We start from the raw sequence: 20,454 nt of genomic DNA on the forward strand, positions 1-20,454 counted from the left end.
GTCAGGTCAGGGCGGCGGCGTCCGCGCGCGGTCCGTCGGCCTCGTCTGGGGTACGCAGCCAGACGGCGGTGTCCGACGGCAGCAGTCCGTCGTCGAGTGGGCCGCTGGCCAGCAGTACCTCTCCCTCGGCGGGCATCGGCACCGCCGCGTCGGTGAGGTTGACGAGGCAGCGGAAGCCGCCGCCACGGCTGAAGGCCAGTACGCCGTCGGGTGCGGGCAGCCAGCTCAGCTCACCGTCACCGAGCGCCGCCTCGCCCCGGCGGATGTGGATCGCATCCCGGTACAGCTCCAGCATCGACGCCGCGTCGCCGGTCTGCGCCAGCGCCGTCCGGTCCTTCCAGTCGGCCGGCTGGGGCAACCAGGGCGCCGCCGAGCCTTCCGGGCTGAACTCGAAGGGCGGCTCGTCACCGGCCCAGGGCAGCGGCACCCGGCAGCCGTCCCGCCCGGGGTCGATCCGTCCGGAGCGTTCCCACATCGGATCCTGCCGCATCGCGTACGGGATGTCCTCGACCTCCCAGAGCCCCAGCTCCTCACCCTGGTAGACGTAGGCGGCGCCGGGCAGCGACAGCGACAGCAGCGCGGCGGCCCGCGCCCGCCGGGTGCCCAGCTCCAGGTCGGTGGGGATCCCCTCGCGCTTCGCGGCGAAGCTGAACGTGGTGTCCGCCCGGCCGTAGCGGGTGACGTGCCGGGTCACGTCGTGGTTGGAGAGCACCCAGGTGGCGGGCGCGCCGACCGGCGCGTGCGCGCTCAGCGTGCCGTCGATGCTCTCCCGCAGCGCGGAGGCGTCCCAGGCGCAGCCGAGGAAGTCGAAGTTGAACGCGGCGTGCAGCTCGTCGGGGCGCAGGTAGTTGGCGAACCGCTGCCGGTCCGGCAACCACACCTCACCGATCAGCGCGCGGTCGGCGTACGAGTCGGCGACCCGCCGCCAGCCCCGGTAGATGTCGTGCACCCCGTCGAGGTCGTGGAACGGGTGCGGCCGGTCCGGCTCGACCTCGGGCAGCGTCCCGTCCTTCACGAGCAGACCGGCCGAGTCGATCCGGATGCCGTCGACGCCCCGGTCGAACCAGAACCGCAGGATGTCCTCGAACTCGGCCCGTACCCGTGGGTGGTCCCAGTTGAAGTCCGGCTGCTGGGGGGCGAAGAGGTGCAGGTACCAGTCACCGGGCGTGCCGTCCGGGTTGGTGGTGCGGGTCCACGTCTCGCCGCCGAACTCGCCCACCCAGTCGGTGGGTCGCTGGTCACCGTTCGGGCCCCGCCCGGGACGGAACCAGAACAGGTCCCGCTCGGGCGCCCCCGGGCCCCCGGCCAGCGCGGCCTGGAACCACGGGTGCGCGTCGGAGCAGTGGTTGGGCACCACGTCGACGATCGTCCGGATGCCCAGGTCGTGCGCCTCCGCGATCAGCGCCTCGACCTCGGCGAGCGTGCCGAAGACCGGATCGATGTCGCGGTAGTCGGACACGTCGTACCCGGCGTCGGCCATCGGCGACGGATACCAGGGACTGAACCAGATCGCGTCGATGCCAAGCGCGGACAGGTGGTTCAGGCGGGAGCGGATACCTGCGATGTCACCGATGCCGTCACCGTTGCCGTCGGCGAAGCTGCGTGGGTACACCTGATAGATAACGGCTCCACGCCACCACGGACTGCTGTCTGCTGTGGACACGAGCACCTGCTTTCTGCGTCAGTACGTCGCCGGGTACGCCGGTGGCGATTGTGTGTCGAACGAACGGCCGTTGTTCGCTCCGCTGTCTTCGGTGGTGGCTATCCCTTGATGCTGCCGGCGGTCAGGCCAGACATGATGTTCCGCTGGAAGATCAGGAAGACGATAACGGTCGGGATGGCGGCGATGACCGACGCGGCGATCACGATGTTCATGGGCGTACCGCCCGCGAAGGAGTAGATGCCGACACTGACCGTCCGGGTCTCCGGAGAGGGCATGACCAGCTTCGGCCAGAGGAAGTCCTTCCAGACCGCCGTCATGGCCAGGATCGCGACGACGCCGAGGATCGGGCGGGACATCGGCAGGATGATCGACCAGAGCGTCCGCAACGACGTCGCCCCGTCGACCAGGGCCGCCGCCATCAACTCCTCGGGAATCGAGTCGAAGAATCGCTTCAGCAGAAAGATGTTGAATGCGTTCGCCACCAGCGGCAGCCAGATGGCGAACGGCGAGTCGAGCAGGTTGATGTGCAGGATCGGCAGGTCGATGACGGTCACGTACTGGGGGACGATGAGCACCATCGCCGGGATCATCAGCGTGGCGAGCATCAGCCCGAGAATCACGTTGCCGAAGATCGGTCGCAGTTTCGACAACGAGTACGCGGCGGCCGCGTCGAACACGAGCTGGAACAGCACCGCGCCGATCGCGTAGTAGAACGTGTTGAACAGCAGCTTGGCGAGTTCCAGATTGTTCCAGGCGTCGATGTAGTTCTGCGGCTGCGGGTCCTTGGGAAACAGCGTGGGTGGGGTCTGCGCGATCTCCTGGCCGGACTTGAGCGCGCCGGTGACCATCCAGTAGAGGGGCCCGAGGAAGACGAGCGTGAACGCCGTCACGACGACCACCAGCAGCGTCCAGTAGATGACCCGCCCGCGTCCCCGACTGATCTGGGCATGGGAGATGAGGGTCCGGGTGCCGGAATCCTGTGCCATTGCGCGCCGTCCTAGTCCTGTTTCGCAGTCAGCCGCACGTACACGGCGGAGAAGCCGGCCAGCACCACGAGCATGAGCACGCCGAGGGCGGCAGCGCCGTTGAGGTCGTTCTGGAAGAACCCGTGCTGGTAGATGAGGTACGCCACGGTGGTCGCGGAGTCCTCCGCGCCCGCGCCGTTGGCGAGGATCAGTGGCTCGATGAAGAGCTGCATCGTGGCGACGATCTGGATCATCGCCAGGAGCGCGAGGATGAGCCGGGTCTGCGGGATCGTCACGTGGCGGATCCGCTTGAGGATCCCGGCGCCGTCGAGCTCGGCGGCCTCGTACAACTCGCCGGGGATGTTCTGCAGCGACGCCAGGTAGATCAGGACAGCGCCGCCCATGTTCATCCAGGTGGACGCGATCACCATGGCCGGCATCGTCATCTCCGGCGACTGCATCCACTGCGACGTCGGCAGGTGCAGCGCCTTGAGGATCGCGTTGAAGAGCCCGGCCTCGCTCGGGTCGTACGCGTAGAACTTGAAGAGGTACAGGGCCGAGGCCGGCGGCAGCATCACCGGCAGGTAGACCAGGATCCGCAGGTAGCCCTTGGCGTGCCGGAACTCGTTGAGCAGGATCGCCACGAAGAACGGCACCGCGTACCCGAGCACGAGCGCGAGCAGCGTGAAGTAGAAGGTGTTCTTCCACGCCGGCCAGAAACTGGGGTCGGCGAGGAGACGGGTGTAGTTGTCCCAGCCCACCCAGGTCGTCTCGCCGCGCCTGGTCCGCTGGAAGCTCATGACGACGCCACGGACCATCGGGTACCAGGAGAAGACCAGGAAGCAGAGCACGGCGCCGATCAGGAAGGCGTGCCCGGTGAGGTTGTCCCGTACCTTGCGGCCGAGGCTCGTACGCTGCTTCGGCCCTGCCGCGTACGACGGCATCGGGCGGCCCGGTTTCCCGGGGGCCTGGGGGGCGGCGGTGATCGCCACGGCACACTCCTGCGGAGATCGGTGAGGGGCGGACGGTACGGCGCCGGGGTGTGGGGGCCGGTGCGACGGCCCCCACACCTGTGGATCAGCTCTCCGCGGCGAGGAGCTGGTTGACCTTGTCTTCGGCCGTCTTGAGCAGCGCGTCGATGTTCGCGTTCGGGTTCGTCAACACCCCGGACATCGCGGCGTCGAGCACCGCGTAGATCGCCTGGGCGTTACGCGGCTCACCCTTGATCGGCACCGGGGTCGCCTCGAAGAGGGCGAAGTTCGTGGTGTCGACGTTGGCGTTGGCCTTACGCAGCTCGAGTTCCTGCTTCTGCACCTCACTGCCGTTGGCGAACAGCAGCGGCTGCGGCAGACCCACCGGGTAGTTCTGCGGCTTGGCGCGCACGTAGTCGAACTGGCCCTTGCCCGGGGTCAACTTCTGGTACGCGACCCACTTCAGACCGGCCTTGACCTGCTCGGGAGAGAGGTCCTTCTTGAAGAAGTAGCCCTCACCGCCGCCGAGCGTGCCCTTCGCCGGGCCGTCCTGGCCGGGCAGCGGGCTCATCGCCCAGTCCTGGAACTTGCCCTGGAACTGGCTGACGATCGCCTGGGTGGCGTCCGGCGCGCCGATGAACATGCCGACCTTGCCCGCGCCGGCGTTGGTGAGCAGGTCACCCCACTGGAGCAGCTGACGGGAGCCCATGCTGTTGTCGCCGTACCGCATGTCCTTGATGTTCTGCAGGACCTGCTTGCCCATCGGGTTGTTGAAGTCGGCCTTCTTGCCGTCGGCCGTGAGCACCTGGCCGCCCTGCGAGTAGAGCAGCGAGGTGAAGTGCCAGCCGCCGGTGTTGCCGGCGCTGTACTCCGAGTAGCCGGCGATGCCGTTGCCGAGCGCCGAGATCTTCTTGGCGGCGGCCCGGACCTCGCCCCACGTCTTGGGCGGGTTGTTGACGTCCAACCCGGCCTGCTGGAACAGGACCTTGTTGTAGACCAGGCCCATCGAGTAGTTCTTCACCGGTACGGCGTAGAGCTTGCCGCCGTCGGTGAAGACCTCCTTGAGCGCCGGGTCGACGCTGTCCCAGGTGGAGATCGTGTCCTTGTTGACGTACTGGGAGATGTCCATCGCCTGACCGGAGTCGAGCACCTGCTGAAGATCCGTCATGTATCCGTAGAACACGTCGGTGACGGTGCCGCCGGCCAGGCGGGCGGTGAAGTCCGGCGGGTTGTTGCACTGCTCGCCGACGCTCACGCTCTTGATGACGATGTCCGGGTTCTGCTTCTGGAACTCGGCGACGTCGTCGTTCCAGTTCTTCAACAACTCTTTCTGCGCGCCGACCGGCTGGCAGTCGACGGTGATGGTGACCTTGCCGCCGGCGGTCGAGTCCTTGTCGTCACTCTTCGTGGAGCATGCCGTGAGGCTGAACCCCAGGCCGGCCACGAGCGCCAGGGTCGCAGCCCTTCGGTATTGCGGTACGGACATCTGTCCATCCCTTCGGGAACGGGTGTCTCCGTGAGGTGCGCTTATCTGCGGTGATGCGACCTGACGCCCTGTAGCTGTGCCGGAGCCAGGTGTGAGTGGAGTCACTGTAACGAGCACGACTCATTTCAGCAAGGTGTCGACGATGTTTTGAAAGGACTCGACATCAGGGCGACAGACGACGACAGGATGCGGGATTGCGCCCGTTATGCGGCTACTTGGGCACCAAAAAAGCCGTCGACCGCGAGAGCGGTCGACGGCCTTCGGGAAGGTCGGTCAGTACGCCAGGAGCGCGATCACCGGCGGGGTGCGGGCGCGGTCGAGCCGCGGACCACCAGCTCCGGCTCGAACAGCAGCTCGTCCTGGAGGACGCCGGCACCCTCGATCTGGGTCACCAGCAGGTCCACCGCCGCCTGCCCCATCGTCTCGATCGGCTGCCGGACGGTGGTCAACGGCGGATCGGTGCACGTCATGAACGCGGAGTCGTCGAAGCCGACCACCGAGATGTCCGTCGGCACCGCACGACCCAGACGCCGGGCGGCCCGGATCGTCCCCAGAGCAAGGACGTCGCTGGCGCAGATGATGCCGGTGACGCCCCGCTCGACCAGTTTCGTGGCGGCGACCCGGGCGCCCTCCATCGAGAAGCTGGAACGCTCGACGCACTCCTGTTCGGCGGCACCCCAGTCGGCGGCCTGCACCATCGCGTCCAGCTTGCGGCGGGACGGCACGTGCCCCTCCGGGCCGAGCACCATGCCGATCCGCTCGTGGCCGAGCGAGCGCAGATGCCCGTACGCCTGCTCCACCGCCACCGCGTCGTCGGTCGAGACCCGGGGAAAGCCCAGCTCGTCCACACCGGCGTTGACCAGCACCACCGGAAGTCCCCGGTCGGTCAGCCGGCGGTAGTGGTCGTGGCGGGCGTCGGCGAGCGCGTACGAGCCGCCGGCGAAGATCACGCCGGACACCTGGTGGTCGAGGAGCATCTCGACGTAGTCCATCTCGGACACGCCGCCGATGGTGCGGGCGCACAGGGCCGGCGTGTAGCCGCGCTGGGCGAGCGTCCCGGTCACCACCTCGGCGAGCGCCGGGAAGATCGGGTTCTGCAACTCGGGCAGCACCAGCCCGACCAGCCGGGCACGCTCACCGCGCAGCTTGGTCGGCCGCTCGTAGCCGAGCACGTCGAGCGCGGTCAGCACCGCCGTCCGGGTCGCCTCGGAGACACCGTCCCGACCGTTGAGCACCCGGCTGACGGTGGCCTCGCTGACGCCCGCCTTCTTGGCAACTTCAGTCAACCGCTTGGTCACGGCCGCAATCGTACGTCACGCGAATGAAAGAAATGAACCGCCAAACCGTCGTATTTTGCCGCGCAACTGTCGTGTCTTGCGACGAATCCGGTCAGGACAGGTCGCGTAACGCGTCCTCGATGGCCCGGTGGAACGTCGGGTACGCGTAGATCATGTGCCGCAGTTGGCTCAGCGGCACGGCCGCGTGCACCGCCACCACGAGCGCCGACAGCACCTCACCACCGGCCGGGCCGACCGACGTCGCGCCGATCAGCACGCCCTGGTCGGCGTCCGCGACGACCTTGATGAAGCCCTCGTCGCCGACCCGATGGATCCAACCCCGGGTCGAGCTGCCCAGCTTGGTGAACCCGACCTGCACGTTGATGCCGCGTTCGCGGGCCTGCCGCTCGGTCAGCCCCACGGCCCCGACCTCGGGATCGGTGAAGGTCACCCGGGGCAGCGCGCGGTAGTCGGCGCGCGGGACGGTGCCGGCCGAACCGCTCGATCCGCTGGCGGCCAGCGAACTGGAGGAGCCCATCGCGCCGCCGACGACGCTGGCGGTCCCGCTCGCGTCCGGGCCGGCCGTCGCCTGTCGGTAGTGGGCGAGGACGTCGGACACCACGATGGCCGCCTGGTACATGGCGATGTGGGTGAACGCCCCCTCGCCGGTCAGGTCACCCACCGCCCAGATGCCCTCGGTGACGTGCATCCGGTCGTCCACCGGCAGGTAACGCTGCTCGGCGTCGACGCCGACGGTGTCCAGCCCCAACTCCTCCAGGTGCGCCCGACGCCCGGTGACGACGAGCAGTCGCTCGGCGGTGAACTCCGTCCCACCACCGCCGTGCAGCGTGAAACGGTCGCCGTCATGGTCGACCCGTTCGGCGCGTACCCCGGTGTGGATCTCGACGCCGTCGGCGCGCAGCGCGGCGGCGGCCACGTCGGAGGCCTCCGGCTCCTCCACGGCCAGCACCCGGTCCAACGCCTCCACCACGGTGACGCGGACGCCGAAGCGCGCGAAGACCTGGGCCAGTTCCAGCCCGATCGCGCCACCACCGAGCACCAGCAGCGACCCCGGCAGTTCCTCGACCTCGATCGCCTGGTGGTTGGTCCAGTACGGCGTGTCGGCCAGGCCGTCGATCGGCGGCACCGAGGGCCGGGTACCGGTGCCCAGGACGACGCCGTGCCGGGCCTGGAACACCTGGTCGCCGACGCGGACGCGCCCCGGGCCGTCGAGCCGGCCACTGCCCCGGACGAACCGGCCACCCTTGCCGGTGAACCGGTCGACCGCGACCTTGTCGTCCCACGTGTCGGTGGCCTCCTCGCGGATCCGCTTCGCCACCGGCGCCCAGTCCGGCTGGACCTGCGCCGTACCCGCCAGCCCGTCGACCCGACGCGCCTCGGCCAGCGCGTTCGCGGCCCTGATCATCATCTTGCTCGGAATGCAGCCCCAGTACGGGCACTCGCCGCCGACGAGGTCCCGCTCGATACCGACGACGCTCAGGCCGGCCTCGGCGAGTCGCTCGGCCACCTCCTCGCCGCCGACCCCGAGGCCCACCACGACAACGTCCACCAGCTCCGGCTCCGCCACCGGAACAGCATCCCCCAGCGGCGCCGTCCCGACCACCGGGGTCCGGAAAGTCGGCGGGCGTACCGCGCCGCAGCGCCTACGGTGATCCGATGCACGCACGCTTCGCCCCCGTCCGGGACTGCTTCCACGACCTGCTGACCGCCGGTCGGGAGACCGGCGCCAGCCTCACCATCTGGTACGACGGCCAGCCGGTGGTCGACCTGGTGGGCGGGTTCCGCGCCGGTGACGGGCCGTCCGGCCAACCGTGGCGGCCGGACACGCTGGTCAACGTCTACTCGGTCGGCAAGCCGGTGGCCGCGCTGTGCCTGCTGCTGCTCGTCGACCGGGGACGGGTCGACCTGGACTCGCCCGTGCAGCGGTACTGGCCGGAGTTCCGTGCCCCGGCCACCGTGCGGCACGTGTTGTCGCACACCGCCGGGCTGCCGGCGTTCCCGGTGCCCCGGCCTGCCAGCGCGATCGCGGACTGGGCGCTGCTCGCCGGCGACCTGGCCGCCGCCGACCCCGAATGGCCGCCCGGGTCGTTGGCCGGCGAGCACGCCTGGACGTACGGCCACCTGGTGGGCGAGTTGGTCCGCCGGGTGGACGGCCGCAGCGTGGGCCGTTTCCTCGCCGACGAGATCGCCGGCCCGTGGCAGCTCGACCTCGGGTTCGGGCTGGCCGAGTCGGACCAACGGCGCTGCGCGGACCTGCGCTACGGCGACCCGGAGTGGCCGATCCGCAAACTGGGCGAGCCGGAGACACTGCGGGCGAGGGCGTTGGGCAACCCGGCCGGTGGGCTGGACCTCGCCGTGCTGAACAGTCCGCTGTGGCGGGGTGCCGAGATGCCGGCGGTCAACCTGCACGCCACCTCCGTGGGCCTGGGCCGGCTCTACGCGGGCCTGCTGGCCGGCGGCGTCCTGGACGGCGTACGGCTGTTCAGCCCCGCTCTTCTCGACGAGGCGACCCGGGTCCAGTACGACGGACCGGACCTGGTGCTCGACCGCCGGGCCCGGTGGACGCTGGGCATGCAGTGGGAGCCCGACCTCAGTTGGGGCATGGCCGGGCTCGGGGGCAGCAGCGCCTGGGCCGACCCGGTGCGCGGCTACACGCTCGCGTACGTCACGGCACAGCTCGCCGAGCACGACCGGGTCGACGAGTTGGCCGAGGCACTGCACTCCTGCCTCTGATCAGCGCAGCCAGACCGGATCGGTGCCGGGCACGGTGAGCGGCGGCGGATAGTCAAGCGTGCGGCGGAGGTCGTCGGGCAGCTTCCACGGCTGGTGGATGGCCTTACCCGACACCTTCGCCAACTCCGGCACCCACCGGCGTACGTAGTCGCCGGCCGGGTCGTACCGCTCGGCCTGCCGGACCGGGTTGAACCCCCGGTACGGCTTGGTGTCGTTACCGGTGCCGGCGACCCACTGCCAGTTGCCGGAGTTGTTGGCCACGTCGCCGTCGAGGAGCCAGCGGAAGAAGACCTGCACGCCGGCCCGCCAGTCCTGCCCCAGGTGCTTGGTCAGGTAACCGGCGGTGATCAGCCGGGCCCGGTTGTGCTGCCAACCCTGGGCCCGCATCTGCCGCATCCCGGCGTCCACGATCGGCATGCCCGTCCGGCCCTCGGCCCAGGCGGCGAGGGCGTCGTCGTCGTAGCGCCACTCCTCGGTGGCGCCCCGCCGGTAGGCGGCCGTCGAGATCGCCGGGAACGCGGCGGTGACCTGGTAGTAGAAGTCGCGCCAGCAGATCTGCCGCACGAACGGCCCGGAGCGGTCACCGGCCCGGTTCGCCACCGACAGCGGCGACACGCAACCGAAGCGCAGGTACGGGCTGAGGCGGGAGGTGTCGTCGCCGGCCATGTCGTCGTGCTGGTCGTCGTACCGGCTCAGCTCGGGCAGCCAGTCGTTGAGCCGCTGCCGGGCGACGCGTTCGCCGCCGACGGCCGCGTCCGGTGACTCCCCCGCCGGCAGCGCCGGCAACCGGCCCACGCTCACCCCGTCGGGCAGCACGATCCGGCGGGGCGCGGCCAACTCCTCGCGCCACCGCGCGCCGGCCCACGCCCGGTGGTAGGGGCTGAACACCCGGTAGTGGTCGCCTCCGCCGCCGGGGCGCAGCGCACCCGGCTCGACGACCGTCAGCCCCGGAAAGAGCCGCAGGTGCAGCCGGTGCCGCTCGCACTCGGCCCGCAGCCGGCGCTCCCGCCGGCGGGCGTAGTGGCTGACGTCGGCGGAGAGGGCCACGGCGGTGGCGCCGACCTTGCCGGCCAGCCCGATCGTCTCGGCCACCGGGTCGCCGCGCCGCACCACCAGGTCGCCGCCGCGCTCGCGCAGCGCCTCGCGCAGGTCGGCGAGCGCCTGGTGCAGGAACCGGGTGCGGTTGGCCGACAAGTCGGCCAGGGCCGGGTCGAGCACGTACAACGGCACCACCCGGTCGAACGCCGCACAGGTCGTCGCCAGCGCCGGGTGGTCGTGCACCCGCAGGTCGCGGGTGAAGAGCACGACCGCGGTGCCCCCGCTCACCGGGCCGCCGGCTGGGCCGTCGGGCCCGGGATCGTGACCGGGGTACCCGTCGACGTCAGCAGAGCACGCGCGGCCACCGCCATCCGTCGCCGCTGCGGCACCAGGGCGCGGCGGGCGAAGACGTCGTAGTCCTGCGCGGCCACCTCGTCGAGGATGCCGCCGTAGAGCGCGTACGCCGTGCGCATGCACGCCTGCGAGGCGGGAGCGAGCATGGTGATGCCGGGCGCGGCGGCGGCGTAGTGCGCCTGGGCCCGGGTCACCTCGTACTCGATCAACTCGCGGGTGCGGGGCGTGCCCTGCCCGCGGTCGCGGGCCTCGATCAGCTCCTCGCGGGTGACGCCGAACTTCGCCAGGTCCTCGTCGGGGAGGTAGGTGCGGCCCCGGTCGAGGTCCTCGGCGACGTCCCGGATGAAGTTGGTGAGCTGGAAGGCGAAGCCGAGCTGCCGGGCCGGCTCGCGGGCCGCCGCCGGGTCGGAGCTGCCCAGGATCGGCAACATCATCGTGCCGATCACCGCCGCCGAGCCCTCCATGTAGTCGAGCAGGTGGTCGTACGTCGGGTACGAGGTGACCGTCAGGTCCATCGCCATGCTCTTGAGAAACGACGCGAAGTCGTCCCGGTCGAGATCGAAGATGGCGATCGTGTGCAACACGGCCGGCAGCAGCGGGTCGTCAACCGACGCGCCGTGCAGGCCGGCCACGAACCTGCTGGCCCAGTCGTCGAGTAGGGCGGCCCGCTCGGCGGGTGGGAGGGCCTCGGTGCTGTCGACGATCTCGTCGGCGTACCGCGTGAATCCGTAGAGAGCGTGCACATGTCGCCGTTTCCACGCGGGAAGCAGCCGGGTGGCGAGATAGTAGGTGCGGCCGTGGCGTTTGTGCAGCTCACGGCATCGGTCATAGGCAGCGGTGAGATCCGTTTCCACCGGCCCTCCTCAGATATCGACGCACCAATCGACGCAACTCGTACCCTAGGGTACGCTCGCCCACATGGCCAACGACGCAGTTGCGGGCAACGCGGTACGTGTGGCGCCAGCGGAGCCAGGCGAGCGGGACGACCCGGTCCGCGCTGTCCTGGCCGCATACACCCAGGACCTGATCACGGCGGTCGACGAGACCCTGTCGACCTTCCTCACCGCCGAGGTCGACGCACTCACCGAGATCGACGCGGCCATGGGCGGATTCGCGTCCGCCGCACGCGCGGCCGTGCTGTCCGGGGGAAAACGGATCCGGTCCACGTTCGGCTACTGGGGCTGGCGCGGGACCGTCGGTGGCGACCAACGGCTCACCGCGGTCCTACCCGCGCTCGCCGCCCTCGAACTGCTGCACACCTTCGCGCTCGTCCACGACGACGTGATGGACGCCTCCACCACCCGTCGCGGCCGGCCCACCGCGCACGTCGCCCTCGCGGCCCAGCACGTCGCCGCCGGCCACCGGGGCGACCCGGACCGGTTCGGCGAGGCCGCCGCCGTACTGATCGGCGACCTCTGCATGGTCTGGGCCGACAAGCTGCTCGCCCGCGCCACCATCACCCCGGACCGGCTGTTCGAGGTCCGGCGCTGCTACGACCAGATGCGGGTCGAGACGGTCGCCGGGCAGTACCTGGACGTGCTCGGCGAGAACGACCCGGACAGCTGGTCGGTCGACCGGGCGCTGCGGGTGGCCCGCTACAAGACCGCCAGCTACACGGTGCAGCGACCGCTGCTGTTCGGCGCCCGCCTGGCCGCGGTGACGGCCGACGACGCGCTGGTCACCGCGTACACCCGCTACGGGCTGGCCGTCGGCGAGGCGTTCCAGCTCCGCGACGACCTGCTCGGCGTCTACGGCGACCCGGGGTCGACCGGTAAACCGGCCGGCGACGACCTGCGCGTCGGCAAGCCCACCACGCTGCTCATGCTGGCCCGCCAACTGGCCACGCCGAGCCAGCTCCGGGCGCTGGAGCAGACCGACGGCGAACCCGTCGAACGGCTCGCCGACGTGGTCGCCGCGACCGGTGCGGTGGCCCGGGTCGAACGGATGATCGCCGAGCGGGTGGGCGATGCCCTGGCCGCGCTCGACAGCGCGCCCGTGGACCGGACGGCGCGTACCGCGCTGACCGGGTTGGCCACCGCTGCCACCAGTCGGCGGGCCTGATGACCGAGGATCTCGAGGAGGTGGTCACGTGCGGACGGTGACGGGACGAACTGACCGGGTGGTGGTCGTGGGCGCCGGACTGGGTGGGCTCGCCTGCGCGCTGCACCTCGCCGGCAGCGGCCGGCAGGTGACGGTGCTGGAGCGCGAGTCGGTCCCCGGCGGACGGGCCGGGCGGCTCACGGTCGACGGCTACGAGTTCGACACCGGCCCGACCGTGCTCACCATGCCCGACCTCATCGCCGAGGCGCTCGGGGCCGTCGGCGAGGAGCTGCGCGACTGGCTCGACCTGACCCCGCTGGACCCGGCGTACCGGGCGTACTACCCGGACGGGTCGACCCTCGACGTACGCACCGACACCACCCGGATGGCGGCCGAGATCTCCCGGGTCTGCGGTCCCCGTGAGGCCGACGGCTACCTGCGCTTCGTCGACTACTCGCGCGAGCTGTGGCGGCTGGAGCGAGCCGACTTCATCGAGCGCAACCTGGACGCGCCGACCGACCTGCTCACCGGCAACCTGCTCAAGCTGCTCACCGGCGGGGCCTTCCGCCGCCTCCAGACCAAGATCAACCAGTTCTTCCGGGACCCCCGTACCCAGCGGATCTTCTCCTTCCAGGCGATGTACGCCGGGCTCGCCCCGCACGACGCGCTGGCCATCTACGCGGTCATCGCGTACCTCGACTCGGTGGCCGGGGTCTACTTCCCCCGGGGCGGCATCCACGCGGTCTCCCGCGCGATGGCCGGCGCGGCCGAGAAGCACGGCGTGCAGATCCGGTACGACACCACGGTGACCCGGGTGGAGACCGCGAACGGCCGGGCCACCGGCGTGCTGACCGCCGACGGCGAGCTGGTGCCGGCGGACGTGGTGGTGCTCAACCCGGACCTGCCGGTCGCCTACCGGGACCTGCTGCCCGACGCGCCCGCGCGACGCCTCACCTACTCGCCGTCCTGCGTCGTCCTGCACGTCGGCTCGCGGCAGGGCTATGCGAAGATCGCCCACCACAACATCCACTTCGGACGCGCGTGGAAGGGCACCTTCGATGAGGTCATCCGCAGGGGTGAGCTGATGACCGATCCGTCGCTGCTCGTCACGAATCCCAGCCGGACCGACCCGTCGGTGGCACCGGCGGATCGGCACACCTACTACGTGCTCGCGCCCGTGCCGAACCTCGACCGGGCGCCCTTCGAGTGGCGCGGCGACCTGACCCAGCGGTACGGCGACCAGCTCATCGCGACGCTGGAGGAGCGCGGCTACGTCGGGTTCGGCGACGGCGTCGAGGTGCTGCGGGCGATCACCCCCGCCGAGTGGGCCGAGCAGGGCATGGCCGCCGGCACACCGTTCGCCGCCGCGCACACCCTCTTCCAGACCGGGCCGTTCCGCCCGTCGAACCTGCACCGACACCTGTCGAACGTCGTCTTCGTCGGCTCCGGCACCCAACCCGGCGTGGGCGTACCGATGGTGTTGATCTCTGGCAAGCTGGCCGCCGGCCGGATCACGGGGGAGGGACGATGAGCAGCCGCGAGGACCATCTCGTCGAGCTGGTCGACGACGCCGGGCGAGCCCACGGCGACACCACCGTCGCCGCCGCACACCAACCGCCGGGGCAACTGCACCGGGCGTTCTCGGTGATGCTCGTCGACCCGGACGGCCAGGTGCTGTTGCAACGACGGGCCGCGGTCAAGACCCGCTTTCCGCTGCGGTGGGCGAACTCCTGCTGCGGCCATCCCCGGCCGGGCGAGTCGCTCACCGAGGCGGCCAACCGGCGGCTGCGTGAGGAGCTGGGCACCGGTCCGGTCGAGCTGACCCAGGTGGGCGTCTACGTCTACTACGCCGAGGACCCCACCACCGGTCGGGTCGAGTTCGAGTACGACCACGTGCTGCGCGGCGAGTTCCGGCCCGCCGCACCACTGCGCCCCGACCCGGACGAGGTGGCCGAGCTGCGCTGGGCCGACCCGGCCGCCCTGGAAGCCGACCTCGACCGGGACCCTCGTTCGTACGCGCCCTGGCTGGGCGGGGTGGTGAACCGCCTGTTGCGCCCCTCGGGGTCCTCGTCGGACACCCCCGGCTCCACCAGCACGACCCCGCCCGGATCGCCGGCGGACGACGCGGTGGAGCGGTCGGGTGGCCGATGAGGCGTTGAGCGCGGGCGCCGTCGCGCGCCGGCTGGGGGTCGCGGTCACCACGCTGCGTACCTGGCACCAGCGCTACGGGCTCGGGCCCAGCGAGCACGTGCCCGGCCATCACCGCCGGTACACACCGGCCGACCTGGCCCGCCTCGAAACCATGCGGCGGCTGACCGCCGAGGGCGTCAGCCCGGCCGAGGCGGCTCGATGGGCCCGGCAGGCACCGGACCGCGCGCACCTGGACACCGTCGCCCGGGATCGGATCCGTCCGACGAGCCGCGACGGTGGCGGCGCCATCGGGGTGGGCCGCGCCGGACCGGCGGCCCGGGGCCTGGCCCGCGCTGCCATGCGCCTGGACGCGGCGGTGATCAACGAGACGATCGCGCACACGATCGCCGCCAGCGGCGTCGTCGCCACCTGGGAGACCCTGCTGCGGCCGGTGCTCGCCGGCATCGGTGACCGGCATGTCGCCACCTCCGGCCTCATCGAGGTGGAGCACCTGGTCTCCCGGTGCGTGTCGGAGGCGTTCGCCGCGGCCAGCCGGGCCAATCCGCCCGCCGGGCCCGCCCGGATCCTGCTCTCCTGCGCCGACGAGGAGCAGCACACCCTGCCCCTGGAAGCACTGGCCGCCGCGCTCGCCGAGGCCGGGGTGGGCTACCGGATGCTGGGCGCCCGGGTGCCGGTGGCCGCCCTCGTCGAAGCGGTCAGCCGGACCGGACCGGCCGCGGTGGTCCTCTGGTCACACACCCGGGCCACCGCCGACCCGGCCCAGCTCAGCGCGCTGCTCGCCGCGCCCCGCCGCCCGCTGCTGATCCTCGCCGCCGGCCCGGGCTGGCGGGCTGACGGGCTGCCCGCCGGAGTGGTCCGGCCGGTCGACCTGGCCGAGGCGGTCTCGCTGGCGGCGGCGGTCCGCGACTCGCTGGACCAGTCGCAAGAGGCCTGACCGACCTGTCGGCTCCCCGGACGCTTCCACTACCGTCGAGTGGTCCGCCCACCCCGACCCCCCGGGAGCGAACAGATGCAAGCCCGCGCCGCCCTGGCGTCCGTCCTCGCCGTGGTGCTGGTCTTGTCCGGTTGCGCCCAGCCAGACACTGCCATCCACGTCGCCGGGCCGCCGCAGCCCGTCGAGTCGGCCACCGGCCCCACGCCGAAGCCCACCCCGAGCGCCACCCGCACCAAGCTGCCGAAACCGCCGCTGCGACCGCTGCCGGCGAAGCTCCCGGCCGGGCTCCGGCGCAACACCGGCGTACGGCCCGTGGCGCTGACCTTCGACGACGGGCCCAGCCCGGCCTGGACGCCGAAGGTGCTCGACCAGTTGAAGGCGGCCCACGTGACGGCCACCTTCTGCGTGGTGGGCCGCGAAGCCCAGCGGCACCCGGAGCTGATCCGGCGAATCGTCCGGGAGGGTCACCAACTGTGCAACCACAGTTGGCAGCACGACCTCGACCTCGCCCGCCGACCGGTCGCCGACATCAAGGCAGACCTGGCCCGGACCAACAAGGCCATCCAGACGGCCGCCCCGGGCACGCCGGTGCGCTTCTACCGCCAACCCGGTGGTCGGTGGACACCCGAGGTCCTGGCCGTGGCCAAGGAGCTCGGCATGCTCCCGCTGCACTGGGCCGTCGACCCGCAGGACTGGGACAAGCCGACCGCCGCCACGATCGCTAAGCGGGTCCACAACGCGGCACGTCCCGGCTCCATCGTGCTGCTGCACGACGGGGGCGGAAACCGGGCCGCGACGCTCGCCGCCTGCCCGCACCTGATCGCTGACCTGAAGCACCGCTACGGGATCACCCGGCTTAAGTAGATGGGGTCTGACCTGCGGTTATGCGGTTTATGGGGGCTCCGGCCATACCGGTTTTGTCGACCGGCCAGGCATCACGTATGCTTTCCAAGCCTCCGGCGGGGCCGGATGGGAGCAAGTCCGCTTGAAGTTGCGAATGTGCAATGATGGCGGGGCCGCCCTCATCGTCTAGCGGCCCAGGACGCCGCCCTTTCAAGGCGGTAGCACGGGTTCGAATCCCGTTGGGGGCACGACCGGCGCAAGCCGGAGCAACACAAGCTAGGTCCTGTGGAGCAGTTGGAGTGCTCGCCGCCCTGTCAAGGCGGAGGTCGCGGGTTCAAGTCCCGTCAGGACCGCAGCGCTGACGCCGCGCATCGCGCGGCGTTCTGCGTATCGGAGCGTGTGATCCTGTCAGCAGCTCGATCTGCTGACGGGTAGCATGAGCCGAGCAACACGGCCAGGTAGCTCAGTTGGTACGAGCGTCCGACTGAAAATCGGAAGGTCGGCGGTTCGACCCCGCCCCTGGCCACATAGCCTTTCGCCGGGCTACAGAGGTCCCCACCAGCGAATACGCAGGTGGGGATCTTGCTTTTGTGCCTCGCCGCATCAGTCGCCGTTGCCCCTGGTCGACCGCTCTGGCTAGTGATCACCGCCACTCGTCGCACGCAGATCGCACGCCCGCCCCGCTTCTGCGGCCATCCCGTCGCCGCTGCCAGCTTCGAGAACTCGGCCGAGTACGCCGGGGCCACGGTGATGCCGCGAGACTTCCCAGCACATCACCATGCGCGGCTAGCGGCGGAGCAGCGCCACCGATCCCGCCGCAGTCAGCAGAAGCAACAGGAACACCGCGATCAGTGCAACTCCCACTGCATAGGGCATGGGGACGAGGAACGTTGCGCCATACGCGACCAAGCCCGCGCCGCTCATGACCTGGGCGCAGCCCATCCGCACGGGCCGGGCCCGCTGGATCGGCGTCGGGCGTACCAGTCGAATCCAGGCTGTGGGAAACCGCCGTGAGACGGCCACACGCGCGCCCAGCACAGCCCAGGCGAGGCCGAGGACCACAGCCGCAAGGCTCAAAGCGATCAGGACCGGCTCACCGTCATCCAGGCTCATGCGGCCATCATCGATTGCGCGTCAAGGCCGCAATCGCCGACAGATCGCACGGCGGCCTCAGGTAGCGCCCTGACGTGCGGGATGCACGTGCCTGACGATCAGAAGGTCGGCGGTTCGACCCCACCCCTGGTCACCTAGCCTTTCGCCGGGCTACAGAGATCCCCACCAGCTACGTCCTTCCACAGCCCGATCACGGCGGGTACGAGATCTTGGACAGTTTCCGTTCGGGCCGAACGGAAACTGTCCAAGATCTCGATGTCGCGTCACTGGTCCCCGCGGCCCTGTTGGCGATGCTGGGCGATCCCACCCTGGATCGCCTCCCACACGCTGCGGCCCGCCTGCCGGATGCTCTCGCCCGCCTGCTCGGCGAGCTGTGCCGCGCTCTGGGCTGCCGCCTGCGCCCCACCCGCGACACCGCCGCCATCCTGCTCGTCACCTCGCTGCTGACCACCAGCTCGCCGCTGGCCGCCACCTGGCTGCTGGCCGCCGCCCTGCTGACGACCACCACCGCCCTGCTGACCTCCGCCCCGATGCTCGCCGCTCGGACCGCCCTCAGGCCGACCATCCCCGCCTCGACTCGTCGGGCCGCCACTGCCCGGCGTCCCGGTCGGGCCACCAGCCGGACGCCCTGCGCCGGGGCGGCCACCAGTCGGACCGCCACCAGCCGAACCACCGCCGGTCTGGCCATCACCAGTCCGACCGCCACTGGTCGGCCCACCGCCGGTCTGGCCACCACCAGCCGGGCTGCCAGCGCCCGGGCCGCCGCCGCTCGGGCCCCTATCACCCCGGTCGCTAGCAGGAGGCCCCGACGGGCCAGGAGTGGAGGTCGGAGCGGGCGGACCGGCCGGACTCACCGGGCGGGCGGGTCGCGCCCGCGTCTGGTCGCCGGCCGGCACGCCAGCCTGCCGGGCCAGTTCGTCGCGTACGCCGGAGTGCTGTGCCAGGGCGGTGATCTCGCCGGCGCGGGCCGCCAACTGCTCGCTACTGCGGTTCACGTCGTCGAGCGCGTCGCTGCCCGCGCGAGTAAGGGATTCGATGACCTGCGGGTTGTTGTCGATGGTGTCGAGCGCGCGGCCCAGGAGCGACACCAACTGCTCCAGCCGTACCCGGAGCTGCGCCTCAGCGTGCACCCCGTCGATGTCCAGTTCGACGCCGTGCAGGTGGACCCGTAAGCCCGCGTCGAGTTGAAGCAGGTTGGCCAGCCGGGCGCGCAGCGAGAGGTCGGCGTCCAGCCCGTCCACGGCCAGCCGGATCGAGTCGACCGAGACCTTCGGGATGTCGAGGAGGACGTCCGGATCTGCGGCGTCGGCGTCCCGCTCCGGCTGTCGCTGCTGCGCGTTCTCGCTCATGCTCTCCCGCCCCGCCCCGCCCCGCCCGTGCGTGTCCAGCGCCGCGACACTGGCCGCTGCCCGGCCGACCCGGTCGTCCGGGCCGTCCGGCGCGGGTACCCGCTATCCGGCGGGCCATCCCGTGCGTGACGACTCGGCAACCCACTGTCTGGAAAAGGGCACTGCGGAAGCTGCACAGCCGGGCATCAGCCGGTATGGTCCGGGCCTATGGGACAGGGGATGGCTGATCCGGCCGACATTCGGCAGGACCTGGAGCGCTTCTCCCTACGGTGCAGTCTCCTCGTCCCCGGGTCCGCCGAGCGGGCGTTCGCCGTGTTCACCGACGAGCTGACCGAGTGGTGGGTCACCGAGTACACCTGGTCCGGTCCGGAAGCCCTCGCCGAGCTGGGTATGGAGCCCCGGGCCGGCGGAATGCTCTACGAGATCGGCCCGTACGGCTTCCGCGCCGACTGGGGTCGGGTGCTCACCTGGGATCCGCCTCGACGGCTGGTCTTCGCCTGGCAGCTCGGCCCGGACCGGGTGCCGGTGCCGGATCCGGCGAAGGCGAGCGAGGTCGAGGTGCTGTTCCTGCCGGACGGACCCGAACGGACCCGGGTCGAGCTGGAGCACCGGCACTTCGACCGGCACGGTGAGGCGGCCGAGGGCTATCGCAAGGCGCTCACGGCGGGCTGGCACGAGTTGCTCACCCGCTATCTCGCCACGGTGTCGCGCGGCGGCCCGCACACCGCCTGAGCCCTGCCGGGCCGGAGTTAGTGGCCGAGTTGTCGACCGACCCGGCCGGTGTCGAGATTCCGGCCGCCCAGGTGTGCGCGGCTGCCCGCCTCGGCGCCGGAGCCGAAGCCCGTGCCCCCGAGGCGACGAGCCGGGGCGGTACGCAGTCGCGGGTACTCCTCGGTGAGCCGTCGCTGCACCCGGTCGGAGCGGTCGGCCAGCACCAACGCCATCGACGGGGCGCCTGACTCGCTGGCCGCCGCCGACTCGGCCGCCCAGAGCCGTCCCCCGATCACCTCCGCGAAGCCCGCGAGCCAGGAGCGTCGGAAGGCGGCCGGATGGTCGTCCGCCGGCACCGCCGTGGCCGCCAGACCGTGTGCGGCCTGTACGAGCAGCGACGTGAAGAGCAGATCCACGCGTTCGAGGTCGCTGGCGAAGCCGAACAGGTGGGCGACGAAGCCGTTGCCCTGCTTACGCCGGACGCAGCGGCAGCGCAGCGGCTCGGCGACCGCCGCGAGCAGACCGACCTTGTCCCGCGCGTACGGGGCGACGATGTCGAGCACGCGGTCGCCGACCGGGTCGGTGGTCGGGTCGCGGACCGCGAGCAGCGCCCTGTCGACGCCGTACCGGGCGATCAGCTCGGTCGCCTTGGCGGTGAACGCCGCCGATTCGGCGGGCGTGCAGGCCGGATCCTCGGCCTGGGCGAGCAGCTTGCGCACCTTGCTGAGCATGGCCTCGGACATGCCCCAGAGCTATCACACCGGACCGACGATCCGGGATCACGCCACTATTGATCGATCAGTAT

18 protein-coding genes and 3 tRNA genes are annotated in these 20,454 nt (G+C 71.1%); 10 read left to right on the plus strand and 11 right to left on the minus strand.

Annotated features, from left to right (window positions below; all coding sequences use genetic code 11):
• Position 1: 1 nt before the first annotated feature.
• From ABZ272_RS03895 to ABZ272_RS03920, 6 genes are all read right to left on the minus strand, one after another.
• A complete protein-coding gene (locus tag ABZ272_RS03895; RefSeq protein ID WP_355048379.1) occupies positions 2-1,663 on the minus strand; it encodes a glycoside hydrolase family 13 protein in 1,662 nt (553 codons plus the stop codon).
• 98 nt (positions 1,664-1,761) lie between these two features.
• Complete coding sequence (locus tag ABZ272_RS03900; protein WP_355048380.1) at positions 1,762-2,649, minus strand: carbohydrate ABC transporter permease; 888 nt, start codon at positions 2,647-2,649, stop codon at positions 1,762-1,764.
• A gap of 11 nt (positions 2,650-2,660) precedes the next feature.
• Positions 2,661-3,620: a sugar ABC transporter permease gene (locus ABZ272_RS03905; protein ID WP_355048381.1), complete on the minus strand. Its 960-nt coding sequence runs from the start codon at positions 3,618-3,620 to the stop codon at positions 2,661-2,663.
• Between the two features lie 85 nt (positions 3,621-3,705).
• Positions 3,706-5,085 carry an extracellular solute-binding protein gene (locus ABZ272_RS03910; RefSeq protein WP_355048382.1) on the minus strand — a complete coding sequence of 460 codons (1,380 nt, stop codon included), beginning with the start codon at positions 5,083-5,085 and terminating at the stop codon, positions 3,706-3,708.
• 293 nt (positions 5,086-5,378) lie between these two features.
• Positions 5,379-6,383 carry a LacI family DNA-binding transcriptional regulator gene (locus ABZ272_RS03915; protein ID WP_355048383.1) on the minus strand — a complete coding sequence of 335 codons (1,005 nt, stop codon included), beginning with the start codon at positions 6,381-6,383 and terminating at the stop codon, positions 5,379-5,381.
• Positions 6,384-6,474: 91 nt separating this feature from the next.
• The gene (locus ABZ272_RS03920) at positions 6,475-7,950 is read right to left on the minus strand and encodes an FAD-dependent oxidoreductase (RefSeq protein ID WP_355048384.1); all 1,476 of its coding nucleotides are present in this window, start codon (positions 7,948-7,950) and stop codon (positions 6,475-6,477) included.
• 89 nt (positions 7,951-8,039) lie between these two features.
• Between ABZ272_RS03920 and ABZ272_RS03925 the strand changes: the two genes are divergently transcribed.
• The gene (locus ABZ272_RS03925) at positions 8,040-9,116 is read left to right on the plus strand and encodes a serine hydrolase domain-containing protein (protein WP_355048385.1); all 1,077 of its coding nucleotides are present in this window, start codon (positions 8,040-8,042) and stop codon (positions 9,114-9,116) included.
• On the opposite strand, the gene ABZ272_RS03930 is transcribed toward ABZ272_RS03925, so the two are convergent.
• Positions 9,117-10,442: a deoxyribodipyrimidine photo-lyase gene (locus ABZ272_RS03930; RefSeq protein ID WP_355048386.1), complete on the minus strand. Its 1,326-nt coding sequence runs from the start codon at positions 10,440-10,442 to the stop codon at positions 9,117-9,119. It abuts the gene before it with no gap.
• Positions 10,439-11,362, minus strand: a complete 924-nt coding sequence (locus ABZ272_RS03935; protein ID WP_355048387.1) for a phytoene/squalene synthase family protein — start codon at positions 11,360-11,362, stop codon at positions 10,439-10,441. Before ABZ272_RS03935 ends, ABZ272_RS03930 begins: the two co-directional genes overlap by 4 nt.
• 64 nt (positions 11,363-11,426) lie before the next feature.
• Between ABZ272_RS03935 and ABZ272_RS03940 the strand changes: the two genes are divergently transcribed.
• The 8 genes from ABZ272_RS03940 to ABZ272_RS03975 all read left to right on the plus strand — a co-directional run bounded on the left by ABZ272_RS03940 (position 11,427) and on the right by ABZ272_RS03975 (position 17,002).
• Positions 11,427-12,569, plus strand: coding sequence for a polyprenyl synthetase family protein (locus ABZ272_RS03940; RefSeq protein WP_355048388.1), 1,143 nt, complete (start codon positions 11,427-11,429; stop codon positions 12,567-12,569).
• A 28-nt stretch (positions 12,570-12,597) separates the two neighbouring features.
• On the plus strand, positions 12,598-14,079 hold the full coding sequence (gene crtI / locus ABZ272_RS03945) for a phytoene desaturase family protein (protein ID WP_355048389.1): 1,482 nt from the start codon (positions 12,598-12,600) through the stop codon (positions 14,077-14,079).
• Entirely contained in the window at positions 14,076-14,699 is a 624-nt protein-coding gene (gene idi / locus ABZ272_RS03950) for an isopentenyl-diphosphate Delta-isomerase (RefSeq protein ID WP_355048390.1), read from the plus strand. Before crtI ends, idi begins: the two co-directional genes overlap by 4 nt.
• Positions 14,689-15,633 (plus strand): MerR family transcriptional regulator, encoded by a 945-nt coding sequence (locus ABZ272_RS03955; protein WP_355048391.1) that lies wholly within the window; start codon positions 14,689-14,691, stop codon positions 15,631-15,633. The genes idi and ABZ272_RS03955 overlap by 11 nt, the downstream gene beginning before the upstream one ends.
• Positions 15,634-15,708: 75 nt before the next feature.
• On the plus strand, positions 15,709-16,497 hold the full coding sequence (locus ABZ272_RS03960) for a polysaccharide deacetylase family protein (protein ID WP_355048392.1): 789 nt from the start codon (positions 15,709-15,711) through the stop codon (positions 16,495-16,497).
• A gap of 154 nt (positions 16,498-16,651) precedes the next feature.
• A tRNA-Glu gene (locus ABZ272_RS03965) sits at positions 16,652-16,724 on the plus strand.
• A 31-nt stretch (positions 16,725-16,755) separates the two neighbouring features.
• Positions 16,756-16,829: transfer RNA gene (locus tag ABZ272_RS03970), tRNA-Asp, on the plus strand.
• Between the two features lie 99 nt (positions 16,830-16,928).
• Positions 16,929-17,002, plus strand: a tRNA-Phe gene (locus ABZ272_RS03975).
• 260 nt (positions 17,003-17,262) lie between these two features.
• Here ABZ272_RS03975 and ABZ272_RS03980 read toward each other — a convergent pair.
• Together ABZ272_RS03980 and ABZ272_RS03985 are read right to left on the minus strand one after the other, a co-directional pair.
• Positions 17,263-17,589, minus strand: a complete 327-nt coding sequence (locus ABZ272_RS03980) for a hypothetical protein (RefSeq protein ID WP_355048393.1) — start codon at positions 17,587-17,589, stop codon at positions 17,263-17,265.
• Between the two features lie 263 nt (positions 17,590-17,852).
• On the minus strand, positions 17,853-18,938 hold the full coding sequence (locus tag ABZ272_RS03985) for a hypothetical protein (RefSeq protein ID WP_355048394.1): 1,086 nt from the start codon (positions 18,936-18,938) through the stop codon (positions 17,853-17,855).
• A 207-nt stretch (positions 18,939-19,145) separates the two neighbouring features.
• On the opposite strand from ABZ272_RS03985, the gene ABZ272_RS03990 reads away from it, so the two are divergent.
• The gene (locus ABZ272_RS03990; protein ID WP_355048395.1) at positions 19,146-19,670 is read left to right on the plus strand and encodes an SRPBCC family protein; all 525 of its coding nucleotides are present in this window, start codon (positions 19,146-19,148) and stop codon (positions 19,668-19,670) included.
• 17 nt (positions 19,671-19,687) lie between these two features.
• On the opposite strand, the gene ABZ272_RS03995 is transcribed toward ABZ272_RS03990, so the two are convergent.
• Positions 19,688-20,392 carry a DUF2786 domain-containing protein gene (locus ABZ272_RS03995; RefSeq protein WP_355048396.1) on the minus strand — a complete coding sequence of 235 codons (705 nt, stop codon included), beginning with the start codon at positions 20,390-20,392 and terminating at the stop codon, positions 19,688-19,690.
• Between the last annotated feature and the right edge of the window lie 62 nt (positions 20,393-20,454).

It is taken from the genome of Micromonospora sp. NPDC005979, from assembly GCF_040614415.1.
Classification (GTDB): domain Bacteria; phylum Actinomycetota; class Actinomycetes; order Mycobacteriales; family Micromonosporaceae; genus Micromonospora.